Raw genomic sequence first — 23,381 nt, forward strand, 5'->3', positions numbered from 1 at the left:
AGCCGAGGCGGGAGGCCCCGAACCGAAGAGCGCCGCACGCGGCTGGGATTGCTCGCCCGGCACGCGAATCGCCGAGCCGGAGACGGCGGCCCGGGACAGGGTCAGCCCAGGCGCGAGACGTCCCGGACCGCGCCCTTGTCCGCGCTCGTCGCCATCGCCGCGTACGCCCGCAGCGCCGCCGACACCTTCCGTTCGCGCTTCTTCGGCGCGTACGCGCCGGCCAAGGCCTCGCGGCGGGACGACAGTTCCTCGTCCGTGACCAGCAGGTCGATCGTGCGGTTCGGGATGTCGATGCGGATGCGGTCGCCGTCTTCGACGAGCGCGATCGTGCCGCCCGACGCCGCCTCCGGTGAGGCGTGGCCGATCGACAGGCCCGAGGTGCCGCCCGAGAAGCGGCCGTCCGTCACCAGTGCGCAGGCCTTGCCCAGGCCGCGGCCCTTCAGGAACGACGTCGGGTAGAGCATCTCCTGCATACCCGGGCCGCCCTTGGGGCCCTCGTAGCGGATGACGACGACGTCGCCCTCCTTGATCTGCTTGGTGAGGATCTTGTCGACCGCGTCCTCCTGCGACTCGCAGACGACAGCCGGGCCCTCGAAGGTCCAGATCGACTCGTCCACGCCGGCGGTCTTCACGACACAGCCGTCGACGGCGAGATTCCCCTTCAGCACGGCGAGACCGCCGTCCAGGGAGTACGCGTGCTCCAGGTCGCGGATGCAGCCGCCTGCCGCGTCGACGTCCAGCGAATCCCACCGCTCGGACTGCGAGAAGGCCTCCGCGGAACGCTTGCAGCCCGGCGCCGCGTGCCACAGTTCGACCGCTTCCTCGGACGGGGAGCCGCCGCGCACGTCCCAGGTGCCGAGCCATTCCTTGATGCCCGGGGAGTGGACGGTGTGCACGTCCTCGTTGAGCAGGCCCGCCCGGTACAGCTCGCCGAGGATCGCCGGGATGCCGCCGGCGCGGTGCACGTCCTCCATGTAGTACGTGCCGCCGGGCGCGACGTTCGGCGCCACCTTGGCCAGACAGGGCACACGCCGCGAGACATCGTTGATGTCGTCGAGGTCGTAGTCCAGCTCGGCCTCCTGCGCGGCGGCGAGCAGGTGCAGGATCGTGTTGGTCGAGCCGCCCATGGCGATGTCGAGCGCCATGGCGTTGTCGAAGGCCGCGCGGGTGGCGATGTTGCGCGGCAGGACGCTCTCGTCGTCCTCGGAGTAGTACCGCTTGGTGATGTCGACGACCGTGCGGGCGGCGTTCTCGTACAGCGCGCGGCGGGCCGTGTGAGTGGCGAGCACCGAGCCGTTGCCCGGCAGGGAGAGGCCGATCGCCTCGGTCAGGCAGTTCATCGAGTTGGCGGTGAACATGCCGGAACACGAGCCGCAGGTAGGACAGGCGTTCTCCTCGATACGGAGGATGTCCTCGTCCGAGACGTTCTCGTTGACCGCGTCCGAGATCGCGTTGATCAGGTCCAGCTTGCGGACCGTGCCGTCGACGAGCGTCGCCTTGCCGGCCTCCATCGGGCCGCCGGAGACGAAGACGGTGGGGATGTTGAGGCGCAGGGCGGCCATCAGCATGCCCGGAGTGATCTTGTCGCAGTTGGAGATGCAGATCAGCGCGTCGGCGCAGTGCGCCTCGACCATGTACTCCACGCTGTCGGCGATCAGGTCGCGCGAGGGCAGCGAGTAGAGCATGCCGCCGTGGCCCATCGCGATGCCGTCGTCGACCGCGATCGTGTTGAACTCACGCGGCACCGCGCCCGCCGCCAGGATCGCCTCGGAGACGATCCGGCCGACCGGGGCGAGGTGGGTGTGGCCGGGCACGAACTCGGTGAAGGAGTTGGCGACCGCGACGATCGGCTTGCCGATGTCCGCGCTCGCTACGCCCGACGCCCGCATAAGGGCGCGGGCACCCGCCATGTTGCGGCCGTGGGTGACTGTGCGGGACCTCAGCTCGGGCATCGTCGCTCGCTCCTCAATAGGGGTAGGACTCATTCGAGCGTACGCCGCCGATCCAAGATCTGGACACACCGTCCGCTATGCGGGACGCACGGCTCACGCTTCGGTCAGATACCGCTGCAGCGTGGGGGCCACCATCGCCACGATGGTCTCGGGATCGGCCGAGGCCAGGGGCTCCACCTTGATGACGTAGCGCAGGATCGCGATGCCGATCATGTGCGAGGCCGCGAGCTCCGCGCGGAACTTCGGGTCCGGTACGTCGAGCTCCCCGGCGATCTTCTCCAGCAGCCGCCGCAGCAGGAAGCCGCGCAGTACCGTCGCCGCAGCGTCATGGGTGAGCGCGGAGCGGATGATCGCCAGCAGCGGGCCCCGGGTGGCCGGGTTCTCCCACACGCCGATGAAGAAGCGGGCGAGCCGCTCGCCGATTCCGTCGGTGCCCTGTCCCAGGATCACCGGGACGACCAGGCTAGGTTCGAAGGACACCTCGATGGCGGCCGCGAAGACCTCGTCCTTCGTACCGAAGTAATGATGGACCAGGGCCGCGTCCACGTCCGCCGCCCTGGCGATGCCGCGGACGGTCGTCTTGTCGTAGCCGCGTTCCGCGAACTCGGTCCGGGCCGCTTCCAGGATCCGCTCCCGGGCCCCGGGGCCCTCGGCCGCCTCCGTACGGGCCGGGCGGCCGCGGCGCCGGGGCGCCGTCGGGTCCGTCATGAGCCGCGCACTCCCGACGAGGTGGCGGACGCCAGATGCAGCCGGGTGAAGGCGAGGGCCTCCGCGAGGTCGGCCTCGCGTTCGGCCGCGGACATCGCGCGCCGGGTGTTGACCTCGATGACCACATGACCGTCGAAGCCGCCGCGGGCGAGCCGCTCCAGCAGCTCGGCACACGGCTGGTTGCCGCGGCCCGGCACGAGGTGCTCGTCCTTCGCGGACCCCTTGCCGTCGGCGAGGTGCACGTGTCCGAGCCGGTCGCCCATCCGGTCCACCATCGCCATGGTGTCCACGCGGGAGGTCGCGGTGTGCGAGAGGTCGACCGTGAAGTGGCGGTAGTCCTCCTTGGTGACGTCCCAGTCGGGGGCGTACGCGAGCATCTCGCGGTCCCGGTAGCGCCACGGGTACATGTTCTCGACGGCGAAGCGCACATCCGTCTCGTTCGCCATCCGCCAGATACCGCTGACGAAGTCCCGGGCGTACTGCCGCTGCCAGCGGAACGGCGGGTGCACCACGACCGTGGACGCGCCCAGCTTCTCGGCGGCGGCCTGGGCACGCTGGAGCTTCACCCACGGGTCGGTGGACCACACCCGCTGCGTGATCAGCAGACACGGGGCGTGGATCGCGTGGACCGGCACCTGGTGATAGTCGGACAGGCGGCGCAACGCCTCGATGTCCTGGCTGACGGGATCGGTCCAGACCATGACCTCGACACCGTCGTAGCCCAGGCGCGCGGCGATCTCGAAGGCCGTCGCCGTCGACTCCGGATAGACGGAAGCCGTCGACAGGACAACCTTCGCATCCGGGATGCGCACCACTGGTTCTGCCACGGAGACAGGGTACGGGCCGCCGCTAGGCGGTGGGGAGGTGATCCAGACGGCGCAGGATGACGCCCTCACGCAGCGCCCAGGGACAGATCTCCAGCACCTGCGCGCCGAAAAGCTCCATCGCACCCTCCGCGACCAGGGCTCCCGCCAGCAGCTGAGGGGCGCGGCTCTCGGAGACCCCGGGCAGGGCGCAGCGCTGCTCAGCGGTCATCCCGGCGAGTTTCGGGACCCATTCCTGCAGCGATTTATGACTTAGTTCACGCTGCACGTACAGACCCTCCGCGGAGCGCGCGGCTCCCGCGATACGGGCCAGCTGCCGGAACGTCTTGGACGTCGCCACGATGTGGTCGGGCTTGCCGATGCGGTTGAACTCACCCACCGTACGGGCGATTTCAGCACGCACATGGCGACGCAGCGCTCGAACATCCTCGGGGTCCGGCGGATCTCCCGGCAGCCGGGCCGCGGTCAGCCGGCCCGCGCCGAGCGGCAGCGACACCGTGGCGTCGGGCTCCTCGTCGATCCCGTACGCGATCTCCAGCGATCCCCCGCCGATGTCCAGGACGAGGAGCTTGCCGGCGGACCAGCCGAACCAGCGGCGAGCGGCCAGAAAGGTGAGCCGCGCCTCCTCCTCGCCGGTGAGCACCGTGAGGTCGACGCCCGTCTCGGCCTTGACCCGGGCCAGCACCAGGTCGGCGTTGGTGGCCTCGCGTACGGCGGAGGTAGCGAAACTCAGCACCTGCTCGCAGCCCTGGTCCTCGGCGGCCTGAGCGGCGGCCGCGACGGTGTCGATCAGCCGGTCGACACCCTCGGGGCCGATGGCGCCCGCCTCGTCCAGCAGCTCGGCGAGCCGCAGCTCCGCCTTGTGCGAGTGGGCGGGCAGCGGGCGGGCACCGGGGTGCGCGTCCACCACCAGAAGGTGCACCGTGTTCGAACCGACGTCGAGAACTCCGAGTCTCATGGACTGAACGCTACTGCCGGTGCGCGCATACGCTGGACCTGTGTCAAAGACGAAAAAGGCGAAGCAGGGCAAAGCCCTCCCCCCGAAGAAGATCCAGGGCGACGAGAAGGGTCTGGACTTCGCTCGCGCATGGGTGGAATTCCCTGATCCCGCCGACGACGAGCAGGTGTTCCGCTGTGACCTGACCTGGCTCACCTCCCGCTGGACATGCATCTTCGGCAGCGGCTGCCAGGGCATCCAGGCGGGCCGCGCGGACGACGGCTGCTGCACGCTGGGGGCGCACTTCTCCGACGAGGACGACGAGAAACGGGTCGCGGAGGCTGTCGCGCGGCTCACGCCGGAGCTGTGGGAGTTCCACGACGTGGGGACCGAGACGGGCTGGGTGGAGGTCGACGACGACGGCGAACGCCAGACGCGCCGCTGGAAGGGCTCGTGCATCTTCCAGAACCGTCCGGGATTCGGGGCGGGCATGGGCTGCTCGCTGCACATCCTGGCGCTGCGGGAGGGCCGGGAGCCGCTGGAGACGAAGCCGGACGTGTGCTGGCAGCTGCCGGTGCGCCGGACGTACGAGTGGATCGAGCGCCCGGACGACACGAAGGTGCTCCAGGTCTCGATCGGCGAGTACGACCGCAGGGGCTGGGGCCCCGGGGGCCACGACCTGCACTGGTGGTGCACGTCGGCGACGTCGGCGCACGGGGCGGGGGATCCGGTGTACGTGACGTACGGGCCGGAGCTGACGGAGCTGATGGGCAAGGAGGCGTACGGGGTCCTGACGGAACTGTGCGAGGCGCGGCTGGCTTCGCAACTGCCGTTGGTGGCACCGCATCCGGCGGATCCGAAGTAGTTGCGGGAGCGGGGTGCTTGGGGGCGCGGGTTCTTGAGCGGGGGCCCGGGTCCGGGGCGGGTCCTTGAGCCTCGGGTCCTTGTGGGGCGTCGGGTCCGGGGGCCCTCCGGGCTCGACTCCTCGGGGTCGGCGGCGTACAGGTCTGTTGTCCAGGTCACCCGGGTCTTGCCGCCGATCCCCTGCGGGGACGACCCTGCACGCCCCCTCCCGGCGGTCGAGCATGTGCCTCGTTGCGGTGCGGGCACACGCGAAGCCGAGCCCGTTCGGGCAGCCGGGGTGGGATGCGGCGCGAAGCTGCCGCTACAAGGGGGTGTGGGGCGCCAGCCCCGCTGAATCCCCCTTCACCCGCACCGAACAGGCGCATTCGACCCTGGCCCTTGTCCGGCGTCGGGTCCGGGGGCCCTCCGGGCTCGACTCCTCGGGGTCGGCGGCGTACAGGTCTGTTGTCCAGGTCACCCGGGTCTTGCCGCCGATCCCCTGCGGGGACGACCCTGCACGCCCCCTCCCAAGCGGTCGACGACGCGACCCACTGGCGTACCTCGGGCGCTTGAGCGGGAGCCGGGGCGCTTGAGCCTCAGGCCCTTGTCCGGCGTCGGGTCCGGGGGCCCTCCGGGCTCGACTCCTCGGGGTCGGCGGCCTACAGCTGCGTTGTATTGATCACCCGGGTCCTGCCGCCGATCCCCTGCGGGGACGACCCTGCACGCCCCCTCCCAGGCGGTCAAGGACGCCACCCGTTGCGGTGCGGGCACACGAACCCGAGCCGGTCCCGATGGGCTGCGGCGCGAAGCCGCCGCTACAAGGGGGTGTGGGGCGCCAGCCCCGCGTCAACCTTTTCCTTTCAACCGCACTAAGCGACGGTCGGCCACTCGCGGCGCGAAGCTGCCGAGCCGGCGGGGCCGTGGGGCGCAGCCCCACATAGACCCCTCCTCCACCCTCACCGGACAGGTGTGGTTCACCCCGCTCGGCCGGACCCAGCGTCGCGAAGCCACAGGATGTGGGGCGCCCAGCCCCACACAACCCCTTCCTTCACCTGCACTGAGCAAGTGCGCCCGGCCCAGGACGGCGCGCAGCAGCCGCAGGCGCAGGGCCTGGGGGCGCAGCACACCAAGACCTTCCCGCCTGCACCGGACAGGTGAGGTCAGCCGAGGCAGCCCGACGCTGCCGCCCGCAGGGCGTGGGGCGCAGCCCCGCACAGGCCGTCCCAGCCGCACCGGACAGGTGCCGTCGTCCCCTCAGGAGCTCGACGGCGGGGAGTCCGACAGGGTCGGGTCCGATGGGGGCGAGGATGGGGGCGTCGGGGTCGGGGACGGGGTTTCCTCCGACGGCGTCGGGGACGGGGGGTCCGACGGTGGTGGGGTCGAGGGCGGCGTCGGCGGAGGCTCCGACGTCGGGGGGTGCGGCGTCGGCGGGTGGGGGCGGCCGTGGCCGCGGACCGAGATCACCGCTCCGGACGGGTCCACTCCCACCCGCGCGCTCCACGCCCCCACCGGCTCCCGTGCCCGGTCCACCGTCACGTAGATCGTCACCGATTCGCCCGGGCGCAGCGTGCCCGAGGTGTGGCTCACGTAGAGCCAGCGGGCGTTCGTCCAGGCGGACCAGGTGACGGGTGAGCCGCCCGAGGCGCGGAGGGTGATGCGGGTCGTGTCGCCGGACGGTTCCGCCTCGACCGTGAGGCGGCCCGGGGCCGGCATGCCGGGGCGGGACGGCGGCGGGGGCGTGCCCGCGCTGATGACCTCGACCGAGACGTCCGGCGACGCGGAGGGCGCGGTGAACGGGGACGCCGGTTCGGCCTGGGCGTTGCCCGCGTTCTCGTAGTGGTCGTAGGGGCGGCCCTCCAGGCCCACGTCCTCCGTCGTGTCGCTCGCGGTGACCGAGGCTCCGCCGTGTTCGCCCTCCCCCGTCAGCGGCGCCCCGCGGTACGCCGCCCACAGCGCGAGGACCGGCGCGGCGACGACCGTCGCCACGACGGTGGTGGTCACCGCGCGGGCCCGCAGCCGGTCGCGCCGGGCCGCGTGGTCCTTCGGGTCGAGGGGGAAGCCGCTGGGTCCGAAGCGGGGTGCGGCCGCGCGCGCCCGGGGGACGTGGAGCATCGCGATGTACGCGGCGGCCCGCGGGGCCTCGACCAGGGGCAGCGTGGCCGGGCTGACGGCAGACCCCGGCCACGGCCCGCCCGCGCCGGCCCGTTCGGCGGCGCGGCGGCAGCGGGGGCAGTCGTCGACGTGCCGGACGAGTTCGGTACGCAGCGCCGCGGAGAGCAGCACCCGGTGGTCGCCGGTGAGGCGGGCGACGGAGGGGCAGTTGCCGCTCTCGACCACCGCGAGCGCCGCGCGGGTGCGCTCGACCTCGCAGGCGGCGGCTGCGAGGAGTTCGCGGGCGGCGGTCGCGTCCATACCGAGGACCGCGGCGACCTCACGCGCGCCGAGCCCGTGGCGTACGGCGAGTTCGAGCGCCTCGCGCTGTTCGGGTGTGGTGCCGGCCGCCTCCGGCCAGGCCAGCAGGGCCAGTTCGGAGCGGCGGCGCTCCGCGGCCTCCTCGGAGACCCGGGGCCGCTCCTCGGAGACGGCGGTTCTGCCGGTGTGCGCTCCCTGCCGGCTGCGCCGCTGTTCGGCCAGCCGGCGCAGGCACGCCCAGCGCGCCAGTGCGTACAGCCACGCCTTGCGTCCGGGCTCGTCCGCCGGGCTGCGCCCGTACTGCCGCTCCGCCATGGCGAGCACATCACCGAGCAGCGCCGTCGCGGCGTCGTGGTCGCAGAGCACGGAGAGGCAGTAGGTGAACAGGCCGTCGAGGTACGGCTCATAACGCGCGGGCGGCTGTTGCGTGAGGGTGTGCGGCGTGCGCCGGTGCGCCCGTCGTGCGCCGGTGGTGTGGGTGGGTGGTTCCAGCCTGCTGCTCGTCACGCCGTGACCGTAGGCGCAGGAACACACCCACTTCGTACCCCTTGAACACTTTTAATCCTTACGGGTGAACAGTTCGCTCGAAGGGGGACAGGAATCGTTTATTCATCCCGGGACGGACGGGGCGTGTGCCGAGGCGTTCCGCCGCTGTCCGCCAGGCCGTTCGCGCCCGGTGCGCGGCAGCCCTCCGGGGACGGCGGTGACCTCGTTGTCAGTGGCCCCCGCTACGGTTCACCGCATGGCTGCCCGTACGAAATCCGCGAAGGACCGGCCGTCCTACCGCTGCACCGAGTGCGGCTGGACGACCGCCAAGTGGCTCGGCCGCTGCCCCGAATGCCAGGCCTGGGGCACGATCGAGGAGTACGGCGCGCCCGCCGTCCGCACCACCGCCGCCGGCCGCGTCTCCACCGCCGCGCTGCCCATCGGCCAGGTCGACGGACGACAGGCGACGGCCCGCTCCACCGGGGTGGACGAGCTCGACCGGGTGCTCGGCGGCGGGCTGGTGCCCGGCGCTGTCGTGCTGCTCGCCGGTGAGCCGGGCGTCGGCAAGTCCACCCTGCTGCTGGACGTCGCCGCCAAGGCCGCGAGCGACGAGCACCGGACCCTGTATGTGACGGGCGAGGAATCGGCGAGCCAGGTCCGGCTGCGCGCCGACCGCATCGGCGCCCTGCACGACCATCTGTATCTGGCGGCCGAGACCGATCTGTCCGCCGTTCTCGGGCACTTGGACGCGGTCAAGCCGTCGCTGCTGGTCCTCGACTCCGTCCAGACCGTCGCCTCCCCCGAGATCGACGGCGCGCCCGGCGGCATGGCCCAGGTCCGCGAGGTCGCCGGCGCGCTGATCCGCGCGTCCAAGGAGCGCGGGATGTCCACGATCCTGGTGGGCCATGTCACCAAGGACGGCGCGATCGCCGGACCGCGGCTGCTGGAGCACCTCGTCGACGTCGTGCTCTCCTTCGAGGGCGACCGGCACGCGCGGCTGCGTCTCGTACGGGGCGTCAAGAACCGTTACGGAGCGACGGACGAAGTCGGCTGCTTCGAGCTGCACGACGAGGGCATCACCGGACTCGCGGACCCCTCGGGCCTGTTCCTGACCCGCCGGGACGCGCCCGTGCCCGGCACCTGTCTGACGGTCACCCTGGAGGGCCGGCGCCCGCTCGTCGCCGAGGTGCAGGCACTCACCGTCGACTCGCAGATCCCCTCCCCCCGGCGCACGACCTCGGGTCTGGAGACCTCCCGCGTCTCGATGATGCTCGCCGTCCTGGAGCAGCGCGGCCGGATCACCGCTCTCGGCAAGCGCGACATCTACAGCGCGACGGTCGGCGGTGTGAAGCTCTCGGAGCCCGCGGCGGACCTGGCGATCGCGCTCGCCCTGGCCTCCGCCGCCAGCGACACCCCGCTGCCGAAGAACCTGGTCGCGATCGGTGAGGTCGGCCTCGCCGGCGAGGTGAGACGCGTCACGGGCGTGCAGCGCCGGCTCTCCGAGGCCCACCGTCTCGGCTTCACCCACGCCCTGGTCCCGTCCGACCCTGGCAAGGTGCCCGCGGGCATGAAGGTGACGGAAGTGGCCGATGTCGGAGACGCTCTGAGGGTGCTGCCGCGCGGGCGGCAGAGGGGTTCGGAGGGGGCTCCGGTCACGGCACCGCGCAAAGAGCGTGCGGAGGCCCCACGGGACGACGACACGCGCCGGTAGACTTTGCCCTGGTCTCGCCCATCCGTACGAGCCGGAGGAGTGCAGTGGCAGCCAACGACCGGGCAGCAGCACCCGGAAAGTCCGGCGGAGGCTCCGGCAACGAAGCACTGATCCGCGCCGCCCTGAGCGCGGTGGCGCCGGGCCAGGCCCTGCGCGACGGCCTGGAGCGGATCCTCCGCGGCAACACCGGCGGCCTGATCGTCCTCGGTATGGACAAAACGGTCGAATCGATGTGCACCGGCGGCTTCGTGCTGGATGTCGAGTTCACCGCGACCCGGCTGCGCGAGCTGTGCAAGCTGGACGGCGCGCTGATCCTCGACAAGGACATCACCAAGATCCTCCGGGCCGGTGTGCAGCTGGTTCCGGACGCGTCCATCCCCACCGAGGAGACCGGCACCCGCCACCGCACGGCGGACCGGGTGTCGCGTCAGTGCGGCTTCCCCGTGGTGTCCGTGTCGCAGTCCATGCGCCTCATCGCGCTGTACGTGGACGGGGAGCGCCGGGTCCTGGAGGAGTCGGCCGCGATCCTGTCCCGCGCGAACCAGGCCCTCGCGACCCTGGAGCGCTACAAGCTCCGCCTCGACGAGGTCGCGGGCACGCTCTCCGCGCTGGAGATCGAGGACCTGGTGACGGTCCGGGACGTCACGGCCGTGGCCCAGCGCCTGGAGATGGTGCGACGGATCGCCACCGAGATCGCCGAGTACGTGGTCGAGTTGGGCACCGACGGACGGCTGCTCTCCCTCCAGCTCGACGAGTTGATCGCGGGCGTCGAGCCCGAGCGCGAGCTGGTCGTGCGTGACTATGTGCCCGAGCCCACCGCAAAGCGGTCCCGTACGGTCGACGAGGCCCTGTTCGAGCTGGACTCCCTGACCCACACGGAACTACTGGAACTACCCATAGTGGCCAGGGCTTTGGGCTACAGCGGCTCGCCCGAGACCCTCGACTCCGCGGTCTCCCCGCGCGGCTACCGGCTGCTGGCGAAGGTGCCGAGACTGCCGGGCGCGATCATCGAGCGGCTGGTGGAGCACTTCGGCGGGCTGCAGAAGCTGCTCGCGGCGAGCGTCGACGACCTTCAGACGGTCGACGGTGTGGGCGAGGCGCGCGCACGCAGCGTCCGCGAGGGCCTGTCACGGCTCGCGGAGTCCTCGATTCTCGAGCGGTACGTCTAGGGACCGTCGTCGACATCGGCTCGCGCCGACTCCGAAGCCTGTCGTTCAGCCTGAGCCGAACGGCAGGCTTCAGTCCTTCTCCAGGCGGAACGACGCCGGCAGCACGGTCACGCCCGGGAACTTCGCCTCCACCAGATACGTGCCCGCGGGCGCGGCCCCCGGCCGCGGCGTGGCGCACTGCGGCTCGCTCTGCCTGCGGTCCCACTGCACGGTGTACGTGATCGTCTGGCCCGCCGGCACCCTCAGCAGCACACTGCCCGCACCCGGGGGGCAGTCCTTCGACGACCACACCTCGTCGTCCCCGTTGTCGGTGACGGTCAGCACCGCCGCCCGCGGACCGAAGTCCGCCTTGCATGTCGCGGACGACGAGTTGGAGGCGACCAGCTGGAACGTGGGCTTCTCACCCGGCTCGTACGACACCTTGAGGCTGCGCAGAGTCAACTTCAATGCGCCGGGAGTGCAGTTGGGCAGGGTGGAACCGGCCGGTACCTGCTGGCCCGTCGAGCCGCCCGCCGCTCCGCCGGCACCGCCCGCGCCACCGGCACCACCCGCGGCGCCGCCTCCGCCGGTTCCCGCGCCACCGTCGCCGCCGGCTCCGCCGTCCGCGCCCGTACCGCCGGTTCCGCCACCGCCGTTGCTCTCACCGGTGCCGCCGGTGTCACGGCCACCGGGCTGTTCGCTGATCGCGGGACCCGAGGACGTGGGCCCCGGAGTGATCGAAGTGGCGGGCGAGGGACCGCCGTTGGCGCCGTCGTCCTTGTCTCCGCCGCCTCCGCCCGTCGTAAGGGCCCATACGACCAGGAGCAGGAGCAGCGCGACCAACGACAGCGCGACTGCCCTCCGTCGCCAGTAGATGGAGGAGGGGAGTGGCCCGATCGGATTGCGCAGAGATCCCACGACCCAAACTCTACGAGAGATCCGGGCCAACTCCCGTCCCACCCGCCGCTCTACTTGCAAGTTCTGCGGATCATCATCACGGCAGGACGTTTCGCCGCGGCCCGCAGCCGTCGTTCGCGCTCGGGCCGGTAGCAGTGGGTGACCGATCCACCCGGGGCGCGTACGCTGCGTGATCACAGCGTGCAGCGGTCGGGCTCGTCGGTCAACTCGGTACTGTGGCAGGGGTTCTGGCCTACGGCCCGCCTCCGTAGTCGCCTGGTGGCCTGCGGGCAGCGGGAGTTCGCGGGCGCGCGGAGAGGCAAGGCCCTCGCCGTCCCCCGGCCCGGTTGTCGTCATCACGACCGACGGTGTCCTCCCGCGGCAGCGACCGGCCGCCTGAGCTCTGGCACATCGCGCGCGGAGACGGCGACCGGCCCGAGCCCCCGGCCACGCGCGAGCGGCGGCCGGACCCGGGGAACCAGGCACCCGGCCCGGCAGGAGGGAACCCGCCTCCCGGGGGGCCATCCCCCACGCCCCCGCGCCGGGCCACCGGTGGATGCGCCCTCCGTCCGCCCGGACGTGCCAGGATCGGAGTGCCATGACTGACACCACCACACACACCGCCCGCGCCGACGCGGCGTCCCTCCACTCCCCCGTCATCGACTGGTTCGACGAGCACGCCCGTGATCTGCCCTGGCGCCGCCCCGATGCGGGTGCCTGGGGCGTGATGGTGAGCGAGTTCATGCTCCAGCAGACTCCGGTCAGCCGGGTCCTGCCCGTGTACGAACAGTGGATGGCCCGCTGGCCCCGGCCCGCCGACCTCGCGGCCGAGGCGCCCGGCGAGGCCGTTCGCGCCTGGGGCCGGCTCGGCTACCCGCGGCGCGCCCTGCGGCTGCACGGAGCCGCGCAGGCGATAGCGGAGCGGCACGGCGGCGATGTGCCGAGCGACCACGGGCAGCTGCTCTCGCTCCCGGGGATCGGCGAGTACACGGCGGCCGCGGTGGCCTCCTTCGCCTACGGCCAGCGCCACGCCGTCCTCGACACCAATGTCCGCCGGGTCTTCGCGCGGGCGGCGACGGGCGTCCAGTACCCGCCGACGGCAACCACCGCGGCCGAGCGCAAGCTGGCCCGCGCGCTGCTGCCCGACGACGAGAGGACGGCTGCCCGGTGGGCGGCGGCCTCCATGGAACTCGGCGCGCTGGTGTGCACCGCGCGGAACGAGGACTGCTCCCGCTGCCCGATCGCCGGGCAGTGCGCCTGGCGGCTGGCCGGCAAACCCGCACACGAAGGCGCGGCCCGCCGGGGCCAGACCTATGCGGGCACCGACCGTCAGGTGCGCGGCAGGCTCCTCGCCGTTCTCCGGGAGGCGCACGTGCCGGTCCCACAGTCGGCGCTGGACGCGGTCTGGCACGAGCCCGTGCAGCGGGCGCGCGCCCTCGACGGACTCGTCGCCGACGGGCTCGTCGAGCCACTGGACGACGGTACGTACCGACTGCCGGGCTGAGCACCTGCCGACCGGACGGGGGGCTTTCCCACCCGAACCGGACCTGAAACATCGGCTGTTACACAACCGATGGATGGCCGTGCGCCGTCCGACGGCTGCTCCGCACAGGGCCGTGACAACCGCTCCGTAGCTTCTGTGGCGTAACGGAACACGGTTGCTTGTCACGGGGACGGAGGCGGTTGGAATGGCGCACGGCGAGGTGCTCGAATTCGAAGAGTACGTACGCACACGGCAGGAGGCTCTGCTGCGCAGTGCCCGGCGTCTCGTGCCCGACCCGATCGACGCCCAGGACCTGCTGCAGACCGCCCTGGCCCGCACCTACGGCCGCTGGGACGGCATCGCCGACAAGTCGCTGGCCGACGCCTACCTCCGCCGCGTCATGATCAACACGCGTACCGAGTGGTGGCGGGCCCGCCGCCTCGAAGAGGTGCCCACCGAGCAGCTGCCCGACGCCAGCGTCGAGGACGGCAGCGACCAGCGCGCCGACCGCGCCCTGCTGATGGACATCCTGAAGGTGCTGGCTCCCAAGCAGCGCAGCGTCGTGGTGCTGCGACACTGGGAGCAGATGAGCACCGAGGAGACGGCTGCCGCCCTGGGGATGTCGGCAGGTACCGTGAAGAGCACACTGCACCGGGCACTGGCCCGCCTCCGTCAGGAGCTGGAGAGCCGGGACCTGGACGCGCGCGCTCTGGAGCGCGGCGAGCTGCGGCGTGATGGTGAGCAGGTGAAGCATCTCCCGCGCCCGAAGGGCAACGGGGGAGATCGGGGGCAGGAGAGGTGCGCGGCCTGACAACCAGGGGCGGCAGGGCATCACTGGCGGCGAGCGGCACGGCGATTGCCGGGCTCGCCGCCGTCGGCCTGTTCACCGTCGCGTGTTCCACCGGCGGCACCGGAGTGCAGGACGAGGGCGCTGCACACGCGGACGCCGTCGCCAAGGCCACCCCGTCCGCCGGCGCCTCCTCGACGGGCGAGACGCAGTTCGCCAAGACCGTGGACGCGGTGGACCTGATCAAGAGCGACCCGAAGGTCAGCGAGCGGGTGAAGGCCGACCTCAAGCCGTGCAGCCGCGACTCGTACCCGGTGGACACCTCGTACGGGAATCTGACCGGCGGCACCGTGCCCGATGTCGTCGTCAACGTGATGACCTGCGGCGACGCCGTGGGCATGGGCACGTATGTGTACCGCGACAACGGCAGCAAGTACGAGAATGTCTTCGCGGCGGAGGAGCCCGCGGTGTACTCCGCGATCGACCGGGGCGACCTGGTCGTGACCAAGCAGGTGTACGCCAAGGGTGATCCGGTGGACGAGCCGTCCGGCGAGGAGATCACGACGTACCACTGGACGAGCGGCAAGTTCACCCAGCAGTACTGGGTGCGCAACGAATTCAGCAGAGCGGTGGGCGAGGGCGACGTGGTCGCCTCCGAGGCGCCGCAACCGGACGGGAACTGAGAGCAGCGGATGGCCGACACCCATGTCCTCTTCGTCGAGGACGACGACGTCATCCGTGAGGCCACCCAGCTGGCCCTGGAGCGCGACGGCTTCGTCGTCACCGCCATGCCCGACGGACTGCTCGGACTCGAAGCCTTCCGCGCGAACCGCCCGGACATCGCGCTGCTCGACGTCATGGTGCCGGGACTCGACGGGGTGAGTCTGTGCCGGCGCATCCGCGACGAGTCGACCGTCCCGGTGATCATGCTGTCGGCACGGGCCGACTCGATCGACGTGGTGCTGGGCCTGGAGGCGGGCGCCGACGACTACGTCACCAAGCCGTTCGACGGCGCTGTGCTGGTCGCCAGGATCCGCGCGGTGCTGCGCCGCTTCGGTCACGCCGGTGGCGCGGCGGGCGGCGAGCTCGCGTCCGGCGGCCAGGACGGCCAGGGTGCGGTGCTGACCTTCGGTGAGCTGGTGATCGACACCGAGGGCATGGAGGTGCGGAAGGCCGACCAGCCCGTGGCACTGACACCGACCGAGATGCGGCTGCTGCTGGAGTTCTCCTCCGCGCCGGGCACGGTGCTCTCCCGCGACAAGCTGCTCGAACGCGTCTGGGACTACGGCTGGGGCGGCGACACCCGCGTGGTCGACGTCCATGTCCAGCGCCTGCGGACCAAGATCGGCCAGGACCGGATCGAAACGGTCCGTGGCTTCGGCTACAAGCTCAAGGCATGAAGCGTTTCGCCCTGCGCACCGGGGTCCGCTGGAAGATCAGCATCGCGATCGCCGCCGTCGGCGCGCTCATCGCCATGGCCCTGAGCCTCGTCGTGCACAACGCCGCCCGCGTCTCGATGCTGGACAACGCGCGCGATGTCCAGATGGACCGTGTCCTGCTGGCCCAGCGCTGGTACGAGACGTCCAAGAACAAGGACCCGCGCTTCAGCACCAAGATCAATGACCCCGCGCTGCCCAAGGCGCTCCAGAAGCTGATGCGCGAGAAGCGCCGCGGCAGCTATGTGCAGGACCACCACGACGGGCCGCCCGAGATCTGGGCGGCCGTTCCGCTGTCCAACGGCGACGTCCTCTCCCTGCACTCCCAGTTCGCCGGCCGCAGCGCCACCGTGATGAAGGCCCTGGACCGGGCGCTGATCATCGGCTCGGTCTCGGTGGTCTTCGGCGGCTGCGCCCTCGGCGTACTGATCGGCGGCCAGCTCTCGCGGCGGCTCCGCAAGGCCGCCGCGGCGGCCCGGACGGTCGCTCAGGGCAACACGGACGTCCGCGTCCGGGACGCGATCGGCGGTCTCGTACGCGACGAGACCGACTCGCTCGCCCGGGCCGTGGACGCCCTCACCGACGCTCTGAACGCCCGTATCGAGGCCGAGCGCCGTGTCACCGCCGATATCGCGCACGAGCTGCGCACCCCGGTGACCGGGCTGCTCACGGCGGCGGAGCTGCTGCCGCCCGGCCGCCCCACCGAGCTCGTACGGGACCGGGCCCAGGCCATGCGGACGCTGGTCGAGGACGTCCTGGAGGTGGCGAGGCTCGACAGCGCCTCGGAGCGGGCCGAGCTCCAGGAGATAGCCCTCGGCGAGTTCGTCGGCCGCCGGATCGCCGCGCTCAACCCCGATGTGGTCGTACGGATCGTCCACGAGTCATGGGTGAGCACCGATCCGCGGCGGCTCGAACGCATCCTCCTCAATCTGCTGACCAACGCCGCCAAGTACGGCAAGGCGCCGATCGAGGTCACCGTCGAGGGACGGGTCGTGCGGGTACGGGACCACGGCCCCGGATTCCCCGAGGCGCTGCTGCGCGAGGGCCCGAGCCGCTTCCGCACGGGTGCGAGCGACCGCGCCGGGACGGGCCACGGCCTGGGCCTGACGATCGCGGCGGGGCAGGCGCGGGTCCTGGGCGCCCGGCTCACCTTCCGCAACGCTGCTCCGGGGGGCACGACGCCTCTCGGGGAGTCGGGCGGCGCGATCGCGGTGCTGTGGCTGCCCGAGCACGCGCCGACGAGCACGGGCAGCTTCCCGATGCTGCTCGACGACTAGGGCCTGTCTGCCGGCGGGCCCGCCAGGTCCTGTCCGGGCGATCTTCGAGGATCAGCCTGTGGCGTCAGCAGCGAGGTGCCGTAGCTGTCGTCACAGGCCCGACAAGATCGCCCGGGCAGGGCCTAGCAGGACCAGTCCTTGTCGAAGTCGAGTGCGCCCTCGCGCCGCTGTGTGAAGGAGTACCAGTTCCCCGAGTCGTCGCGCAGGATCGCTTCGGTGCCGTACGGCCGCTCCTGCGGGGCCTGGAGGAACTCCACGCCGCGCTTCTTCAGCTTCTCGTAGTCCCCGTGGATGTCGTCCGTGGCCAGCACGCCCGCGCCCATGACCCCCTTGGAGACCAGCGTCTTCAGGGCCTCGGCCGCTTCCGGGTCCATCGTCGACGGGTCCGGGACCATCAAGGTCAGCTCCACGTCGGGCTGGTCCTTCGCGCCGACCGTCAGCCAGCGCATCCCGCCCTCGCCCATCGTCATGTCCGTGCGGACCTCGAGGCCGAGCTTCTCGGTGTAGAACTCCTTCGCCCGGTCCTGGTCCAGGACCCAGACGGTGGAAATGGCGAGGCCTTTGATCATGAGGTGCTCCTCGAGGGGTGATTCCTGCTTGCCCTGCCACCGTAGGCAGCGGCCCGGTCAGCCGGCTTCTTCAGAATTGCGCAGCTCGCGGGAGTCGTCGCGGGAGTTGTCGGCGGAGACATCGCAGGAGCCGGAGCGGGAGCCGGAGCCGGTGTCCGGGCCGCCGGAATCGCCGGCGGGCCCCGTGCTGCCCGCGCCCGGCCCGTCGGCGGTCTTCCTGCCCGGGAAGCCCCCCGCGTACAACAGGGCGTAGCACCCGGGGATCAGCGCGGCTCCGCGGCCGACGTGCCGGGCGCGGTACTGGCTGGGGGTCAGCCCGGTCTGTTTCTTGAACCGGGTGGAGAAGGTGCCCAGGCTGCTGAAGCCGACGAGCGTGCAGATCTCGGTGACGGAGAGGTTCGCCGAGCGCAGCAGCTCCTCGGCGCGGTCTATGCGTCTGCGGGACAGGTACTGGCCGGGCGTCTGCCCGTACACCGCCTTGAAGGCGCGGACGAAGTGATAGCGCGAATACCCGGCATGCGCGGCCACCGCGTCCAGGTCGAGCGGCTCGGCCCAGTCGCGGTCCATGGCGTCCTTGGCGAGGCGCAGCTGCCGCAGATGGGCAAGGCGCGCCGGCGCCGCGGTGGTGCTGTCCACATCCCCGATGCTGGCACGCGCCACTGACAACGGCCCCCGGTGTGCACACACCGGGGGCCGTGAGCCGGGCAGCGGGCCGGGCGGAGCCTCAGCGCCGCGCCGGGCCCACCGCGGTCGGACGCTCTCCGTGTCCGGACGCGATCAGACGCTCTCCGCGACCTTGTCCTGCGGCGCCGGGTCCTTCGTGGGGGCGGCACCGCGCAGCGGCACCTCCTTGACGAAGAAGGCCGCGACGAAGCCGAGCACGGCGACCGACGCTCCCAGGAGGAACGCACCGTGCGTCCCTGACGACACGGCGAATTCGTACGCCTCGCGAAGGTCGTCCGGCAGTTTGGCCAGGCCGGCCGCGTCCAGCTGGGCGGAGTGCTCGGTGAGGTCCGCGTTGCCGCCGGCGGACATCTCGTGGTTCACCCGGCTCGTGAACAGGGCGCCCATGATCGCGACGCCGAAGGAGCTGCCGAGCGTACGGAAGAGGGTGGCCGCGGAGGAGGCGACGCCCATGTCCTTGAGCTCGACGCTGTTCTGCGCGACCAGCATCGTGATCTGCATCAGGAAGCCCATACCGGCGCCGAGGACGGCCATGTAGACGCCGGAGGCGAGACGCGAGGTCTCGGTGTCCATCTGCGCGAGCAGGAACAGGCCGGTCACCATCAGTCCGGCTCCGATGATCGGGAAGATGCGGTACCGGCCGGTGTTGGTGGTCACCCGCCCCGCGATCATCGAGACGACCAGCATGGACATCAGCATGGGCAGGAGCAGCAGGCCGGAGTTGGTCGCCGAGGCGCCCTGGACGGACTGCTGGTACAGCGGCAGGAAGAGGACCGCGCCGAACATGACGAATCCGGCGATGAAGCCGATCACCGACATCAGCGTGAAGTTGCGGCTGCGGAAGATGTGCAGCGGCATGATCGGCTCGGCGGCCTTGGTCTCGACGAAGAAGAAGCCGGTGAGCGCGGCCACGCCGATCGCGATGAGCTCCATGATCACGGCGGAGCCCCAGGCGTACTCCGTACCGCCCCAGGTCGTGACCAGCACGATCGAGGTGATGCCGACCGTCAGCAGGGCCGCGCCCAGGTAGTCGATGCGCGGCTTGGTGCGCTCGCGCTTCGGCAGGTGGAGGACGGCGGTGACCATCGCCAGCGCGACGGCGCCGAGCGGGAGGTTGATGTAGAAGGACCAGCGCCAGCCGAGGTGGTCAGTGATCGTGCCGCCGACCAGCGGTCCGCCGATCATGGCCACGGCCATGACACCGGCCATCATGCCCTGGTACTTGCCGCGCTCCCGGGGCGGGACGAGGTCACCGATGATCGCCATGACGCCGACCATCAGACCGCCGGCGCCCAGACCCTGGACGGCCCGGAAGCCGATCAGCTGGCCCATGTCCTGGGCCATACCGCTCAGCACGGATCCGATCAGGAAGATCACGATCGACAGCAGGAAGATGTTCTTGCGCCCGTACAGGTCGCCGAGCTTGCCCCAGATCGGGGTCGAGGCCGCGGTGGCCAGCGTGTAGGCGGTGACGACCCAGGACAGATGCTCCAGACCGCCGAGGTCGCCGACGATGGTCGGCATCGCGGTGCCGACGATCATGTTGTCGAGCATGGCCAGCAGCATCGCGATCATGAGTGCGAAGATCACGATCCGTACACTGCGCGGCTCTTTCGCGGCCCGCCCCTGGCTCTTCTCGGGCTCCTCGGGATCCCGCTTGCTGGTGTTCATCGGTTCCACTCCCCCACGCACTTACTTGCCGCCCGGCTAGCTGACTACACTGGGGAAGGTAGACCGCGCACTAGCCGGGCGTCAAGTAAGTTTGAGCGTTCTTGGGGAGAGACCATGGCCAGAGGCAACACACGCCAGCGCATCCAGGACGTCGCCCTCGAACTCTTCGCCGAGCAGGGTTACGAGAAGACCTCGCTGCGCGAGATCGCCGAGCGGCTCGATGTCACCAAGGCGGCGCTGTACTACCACTTCAAGACCAAGGAAGACATCGTCATCAGCCTCTTCGAGGATCTGACGAGGCCGATCGACGAGCTGATGGAGTGGGCCCAGGCGGAGCCGAAGACCCTCGCCACCAAGAAGGAACTGCTGCGCCGCTACAGCGAGGCCCTCACCCAGGCCGCTCCCCTGTTCCGCTTCATGCAGGAGAACCAGGCCACGGTCCGCGAGCTGAGCATCGGCGAGACCTTCAAAAAGCGCATGCTCGGCCTGCTGGACCTGATCAAGGAGCCGGGCGCCCCGCTGCCCGACCAGGTCCGCTGCGCCAGCGCGCTCTTCACGATGCACGCGGGGATGTTCTTCCTCCAGACAATCGAAGGCGACCCCGAGGACAAGCGCCGGGCTGTCCTCGAGGTCGCGATCGATCTGGTGAGCCAGGCCCACCGCGTCACCGGGTGACGTACCGCGGAGCGAATGTCAGAAGGTGACACCCACGGTGCGCAGGAACGAGGCCGGGTTGAGCGCCGAGCCGTAGTTCGGGGTCGTACGGATCTCGAAGTGCAGGTGCGGGCCGGAGGAGTTTCCGGTGTTGCCGGACTTGGCTATGGACTGGCCGGTCTTCACGTGCGAACCGACACCCACGTTGATCTTCGACAGGTGCGCGTACTGCGAGTACTTGCCGTTGGCGTGCTTGATCACGATGGCGTTGCCGTACGCGGCGCCGTCGCCGCCGCCGTACGGGCCGGCCTTCACGACGGTACCGGCGTTCGCGGCCTTGACCGTGGTGCCGACCGGGACGGCGAAGTCCTGGCCGGAGTGCTTGTGCGCCCACATGGCGCCGCCCTGGTTGAAGCTCGCGCTCAGCGTGTACTTGCCGACGGGCTTGACCCAGGCGACCTTCTTCGCGGCCTTGGCCTTGGCAGCCTTCGCCGCGGCGGCCTTCGCGGCCTTGGCCTTGACGGCCTTCGCGTTCACAGCGGCCTTCGCCTGGGCATCGGCCTGCGCGGCCACGGCGGTCGCGGGGTCAGCAGCCGCAGTGGTGCCCCCAGCTGCGGAGGCGACACCCGCACCGGCTCCGACGACCATCACGGCGCCGAGTCCGGCGGCGACGACGGTGCCACGGGTACGGAGCACGGACGGGCGGAGACGGTGGTTGATGCGCTTCGACATTCGGGGGAACCTCCGGGCATGAATTGACCCGGCACGCTCGCACCGGGCTGGCTCCACATTGGTAACCGAAGCGCCCATCCGTCATCAAACCCCCCATCTACGACATTGCGTCGTAGCTCCGGCGCCAGGAATCGGACTCTTGACACCCCTCGACCATGATCGAGAAGCGCACCGGAAACACGGGGAGATATCCCCTCGAAAACGGGTTTAATCGCATGTACCGGTGGAGCGGGGCCCCCATGGGGCCCGGATCCGACCCATTCGTCCGCCGATGGGTCGAAGGTCCCCCCGCTACCAGGACCGAAGGGCCCGGCCGAGCGGCGCACCATGCTCCTATTCCGGCTAGTAGGACCGGATGGGCCTGTGTGCCTTGTCACGGGCGAGGGGCCCTCCAGGGCCTGTGAATGTTGCCCAGGCCACACCAACACCCAAGTCCCGTATGCCCGTTTCGCCCATAAAACGCCCCTGAAAAGGGAGGCTCACCGGGCCGACCGGCGTCCTTCCCGCGCGAGGCCACCTCCGGGATGCTCCTGTGCCATGAGTAGACCCGTGATTCGCTCGAACCGCCGCGGACAGCGCCGCGCCCGGATCCGGCCCGTCGTCATCGGGCTCGCCTGCATCCTCACGTCCACACTCACCTGGAGCGCGCCCGCCGGAGCCGGGCCGTCGGACGACGGCCTCAAGGGGGCCATCGACACGATCCTCGCCGACGCCCGGATGGACGGCGGCGCCGCGAGCGTGGTGATCGCCGACGCCACCACCGGCGAACGGCTCTACCAGCGCACCGGCGCGGACCGTCTGATGCCCGCGTCCAACACCAAGCTCGCCACCTCCGTCGCCGCGATGGCGCTGCTCGGGCCCGACTACCGCTACCGCACCGACGTGCTCGCCGGCGGCCCGCGGTACGGCTCCACACTCCGCGGCGACCTGTATCTGCGCGGCAGCGGCGACCCGACCGCCCTCGCGCAGGACTACGACCGGCTCGCCGCCGACGTCGCCGCGACCGGCATCAGACGCGTCACCGGCAGGCTCGTCGCCGACGACACCCGCTTCGACACCCAGCGGCTCGGACGTTCATGGGCGTCGGACGACGAGTCCTCGTACTACTCCGCGCAGATCTCACCCCTCACGGTGGCCCCCGACACCGACTACGACTCGGGCACGGTCATCGTGGAGGCCCTCCCGGGCTCCCGGCCCGGCGCCCGGCCACGGATCAAGGTGACACCGCCGACGGACTACGTACGCCTCGACGTGCGCGGCACCACCGTCCCCGCCGGGCAGCCGGACACCCTCTCCGTCGAGCGGCAGCACGGCACCAACACGATCACGGTCAGCGGCAACATTCCCGTCGGCGCCGGTGCCACCAAGGAGTGGATCGCCGTCTGGGAGCCGACCGGCTACGCGGCCGCGGTCTTCTCCGACGCGCTCGCCCGCCACGGTGTCCGCGTCGCCGGACCGCCCCGGCTGGGCCGGCCCACACCGGCCGGCGCGAAGGAGCTCGCCTCCCACCGGTCCATGCCGCTGCGGGAGCTGATGGTCCCGTTCATGCAGTTGTCCAACAACATGCACGCCGAGACGCTCACCAAGACCATGGGCCGGGAGACGTCGGGCCGCGGCACCTGGGCAGCCGGCCTGGCGGCGGTGGACGGTTATCTCAAACAGGAAGGCGTCGACACGGCAGAGCTGCGCCAGGTCGACGGCTCCGGTCTGTCCCGGATGAACCTCTTCCCGGCCGAGCAGCTGACCACCCTGCTCCTGTCGGTCCGCGACGCCCCCTGGTACGCGGACTGGTATGCCTCCCTGCCCGTGGCGTGCCACCCGGACCGCTTCACCGGCGGAACCCTGCGGACCCGCATGTGCGGGACCGCCGCGGCACTCAACGCCCGCGGAAAGACCGGTTCGCTCACCGGCGCATCCGCGCTGTCCGGCTATGTGAAGGACGCGGCCGGCCGTGAGCTCACCTACAGCGTCGTGCTCAACAACTACCTCGCGTCCTCGGTGAAGAGCATCGAGGACGCGATCGTGGTGACGCTGGCGAAGTCCGACACGGCCAACGACACGGTCACGGCCGTACCGCCGAAGCCGCGCCGCGCATCCGAGGCCCCGGCCGATCTCGAATGCTCCTGGCGGAAGCCGGCGCTCTGCTGACACCCCGATCCCGGGGCGAGGC

The 23,381-nt window shown here is 71.1% G+C and carries 19 protein-coding genes and 1 pseudogene; 10 read left to right on the top strand and 10 right to left on the bottom strand.

Annotated elements, in window-relative coordinates; translation table 11 throughout:
- Window positions 1–101: 101 nt before the first annotated feature.
- The 4 genes from ilvD to RPQ07_RS16550 all read right to left on the bottom strand — a co-directional run bounded on the left by ilvD (window position 102) and on the right by RPQ07_RS16550 (window position 4,442).
- Complete coding sequence (gene ilvD / locus RPQ07_RS16535; RefSeq protein WP_313944910.1) at window positions 102–1,952, bottom strand: dihydroxy-acid dehydratase; 1,851 nt, start codon at window positions 1,950–1,952, stop codon at window positions 102–104.
- 93 nt (window positions 1,953–2,045) lie between these two features.
- Entirely contained in the window at window positions 2,046–2,660 is a 615-nt protein-coding gene (locus tag RPQ07_RS16540) for a TetR family transcriptional regulator (RefSeq protein ID WP_313944911.1), read from the bottom strand.
- A complete protein-coding gene (locus RPQ07_RS16545; protein ID WP_313944912.1) occupies window positions 2,657–3,487 on the bottom strand; it encodes a sugar phosphate isomerase/epimerase in 831 nt (276 codons plus the stop codon). Before RPQ07_RS16545 ends, RPQ07_RS16540 begins: the two co-directional genes overlap by 4 nt.
- 22 nt (window positions 3,488–3,509) lie before the next feature.
- Window positions 3,510–4,442, bottom strand: a complete 933-nt coding sequence (locus RPQ07_RS16550) for a Ppx/GppA phosphatase family protein (protein WP_313944913.1) — start codon at window positions 4,440–4,442, stop codon at window positions 3,510–3,512.
- 40 nt (window positions 4,443–4,482) lie between these two features.
- Between RPQ07_RS16550 and RPQ07_RS16555 the strand changes: the two genes are divergently transcribed.
- Window positions 4,483–5,286, top strand: a complete 804-nt coding sequence (locus tag RPQ07_RS16555; RefSeq protein ID WP_313944914.1) for a hypothetical protein — start codon at window positions 4,483–4,485, stop codon at window positions 5,284–5,286.
- Between the two features lie 1,232 nt (window positions 5,287–6,518).
- Here RPQ07_RS16555 and RPQ07_RS16560 read toward each other — a convergent pair.
- A complete protein-coding gene (locus tag RPQ07_RS16560) occupies window positions 6,519–8,183 on the bottom strand; it encodes a BACON domain-containing protein (protein ID WP_313944915.1) in 1,665 nt (554 codons plus the stop codon).
- Window positions 8,184–8,418: 235 nt separating this feature from the next.
- On the opposite strand from RPQ07_RS16560, the gene radA reads away from it, so the two are divergent.
- Both radA and disA read left to right on the top strand, forming a co-directional pair.
- Window positions 8,419–9,873, top strand: a complete 1,455-nt coding sequence (radA, locus tag RPQ07_RS16565; RefSeq protein WP_313944916.1) for a DNA repair protein RadA — start codon at window positions 8,419–8,421, stop codon at window positions 9,871–9,873.
- Between the two features lie 44 nt (window positions 9,874–9,917).
- Entirely contained in the window at window positions 9,918–11,042 is a 1,125-nt protein-coding gene (gene disA / locus RPQ07_RS16570) for a DNA integrity scanning diadenylate cyclase DisA (protein ID WP_313944917.1), read from the top strand.
- Between the two features lie 69 nt (window positions 11,043–11,111).
- Here the strand turns inward: disA and RPQ07_RS16575 are convergent, their stop codons facing one another.
- On the bottom strand, window positions 11,112–11,939 hold the full coding sequence (locus RPQ07_RS16575) for a hypothetical protein (RefSeq protein WP_313944918.1): 828 nt from the start codon (window positions 11,937–11,939) through the stop codon (window positions 11,112–11,114).
- A 577-nt stretch (window positions 11,940–12,516) separates the two neighbouring features.
- Here RPQ07_RS16575 and RPQ07_RS16580 point away from each other — a divergent pair.
- From RPQ07_RS16580 to cseC, 5 genes are all read left to right on the top strand, one after another.
- On the top strand, window positions 12,517–13,422 hold the full coding sequence (locus RPQ07_RS16580) for an A/G-specific adenine glycosylase (protein WP_313944919.1): 906 nt from the start codon (window positions 12,517–12,519) through the stop codon (window positions 13,420–13,422).
- A gap of 184 nt (window positions 13,423–13,606) precedes the next feature.
- A complete protein-coding gene (locus RPQ07_RS16585; protein WP_313944920.1) occupies window positions 13,607–14,212 on the top strand; it encodes a SigE family RNA polymerase sigma factor in 606 nt (201 codons plus the stop codon).
- Complete coding sequence (locus tag RPQ07_RS16590) at window positions 14,200–14,871, top strand: hypothetical protein (RefSeq protein WP_313944921.1); 672 nt, start codon at window positions 14,200–14,202, stop codon at window positions 14,869–14,871. Before RPQ07_RS16585 ends, RPQ07_RS16590 begins: the two co-directional genes overlap by 13 nt.
- 9 nt (window positions 14,872–14,880) lie before the next feature.
- Window positions 14,881–15,588 carry a two-component system response regulator CseB gene (gene cseB, locus RPQ07_RS16595; RefSeq protein ID WP_313944922.1) on the top strand — a complete coding sequence of 236 codons (708 nt, stop codon included), beginning with the start codon at window positions 14,881–14,883 and terminating at the stop codon, window positions 15,586–15,588.
- Window positions 15,585–16,901 carry a two-component system sensor histidine kinase CseC gene (gene cseC / locus RPQ07_RS16600; protein ID WP_313944923.1) on the top strand — a complete coding sequence of 439 codons (1,317 nt, stop codon included), beginning with the start codon at window positions 15,585–15,587 and terminating at the stop codon, window positions 16,899–16,901. The genes cseB and cseC overlap by 4 nt, the downstream gene beginning before the upstream one ends.
- 122 nt (window positions 16,902–17,023) lie before the next feature.
- Here cseC and RPQ07_RS16605 read toward each other — a convergent pair whose 3' ends face one another.
- The 3 genes and pseudogenes from RPQ07_RS16605 to RPQ07_RS16615 all read right to left on the bottom strand — a co-directional run bounded on the left by RPQ07_RS16605 (window position 17,024) and on the right by RPQ07_RS16615 (window position 19,825).
- Complete coding sequence (locus RPQ07_RS16605) at window positions 17,024–17,470, bottom strand: VOC family protein (RefSeq protein WP_313944924.1); 447 nt, start codon at window positions 17,468–17,470, stop codon at window positions 17,024–17,026.
- Between the two features lie 177 nt (window positions 17,471–17,647).
- A pseudogene (locus RPQ07_RS16610) lies at window positions 17,648–18,037 on the bottom strand (helix-turn-helix transcriptional regulator); the annotation flags it as partial.
- 210 nt (window positions 18,038–18,247) lie between these two features.
- The gene (locus RPQ07_RS16615) at window positions 18,248–19,825 is read right to left on the bottom strand and encodes an MDR family MFS transporter (protein WP_313944925.1); all 1,578 of its coding nucleotides are present in this window, start codon (window positions 19,823–19,825) and stop codon (window positions 18,248–18,250) included.
- Window positions 19,826–19,939: 114 nt separating this feature from the next.
- Between RPQ07_RS16615 and RPQ07_RS16620 the strand changes: the two genes are divergently transcribed.
- Complete coding sequence (locus tag RPQ07_RS16620; protein ID WP_313944926.1) at window positions 19,940–20,500, top strand: helix-turn-helix domain-containing protein; 561 nt, start codon at window positions 19,940–19,942, stop codon at window positions 20,498–20,500.
- 18 nt (window positions 20,501–20,518) lie between these two features.
- Here the strand turns inward: RPQ07_RS16620 and RPQ07_RS16625 are convergent, their stop codons facing one another.
- The gene (locus RPQ07_RS16625) at window positions 20,519–21,211 is read right to left on the bottom strand and encodes a M23 family metallopeptidase (RefSeq protein ID WP_313944927.1); all 693 of its coding nucleotides are present in this window, start codon (window positions 21,209–21,211) and stop codon (window positions 20,519–20,521) included.
- A 537-nt stretch (window positions 21,212–21,748) separates the two neighbouring features.
- Here RPQ07_RS16625 and dacB point away from each other — a divergent pair.
- Window positions 21,749–23,359 (top strand): D-alanyl-D-alanine carboxypeptidase/D-alanyl-D-alanine-endopeptidase, encoded by a 1,611-nt coding sequence (gene dacB / locus RPQ07_RS16630; RefSeq protein WP_313944928.1) that lies wholly within the window; start codon window positions 21,749–21,751, stop codon window positions 23,357–23,359.
- The last annotated feature ends 22 nt before the right edge of the window (window positions 23,360–23,381 follow it).

This window comes from Streptomyces sp. AM8-1-1 (assembly GCF_032229325.1).
In the GTDB taxonomy this organism is placed as follows: domain Bacteria; phylum Actinomycetota; class Actinomycetes; order Streptomycetales; family Streptomycetaceae; genus Streptomyces; species Streptomyces achmelvichensis.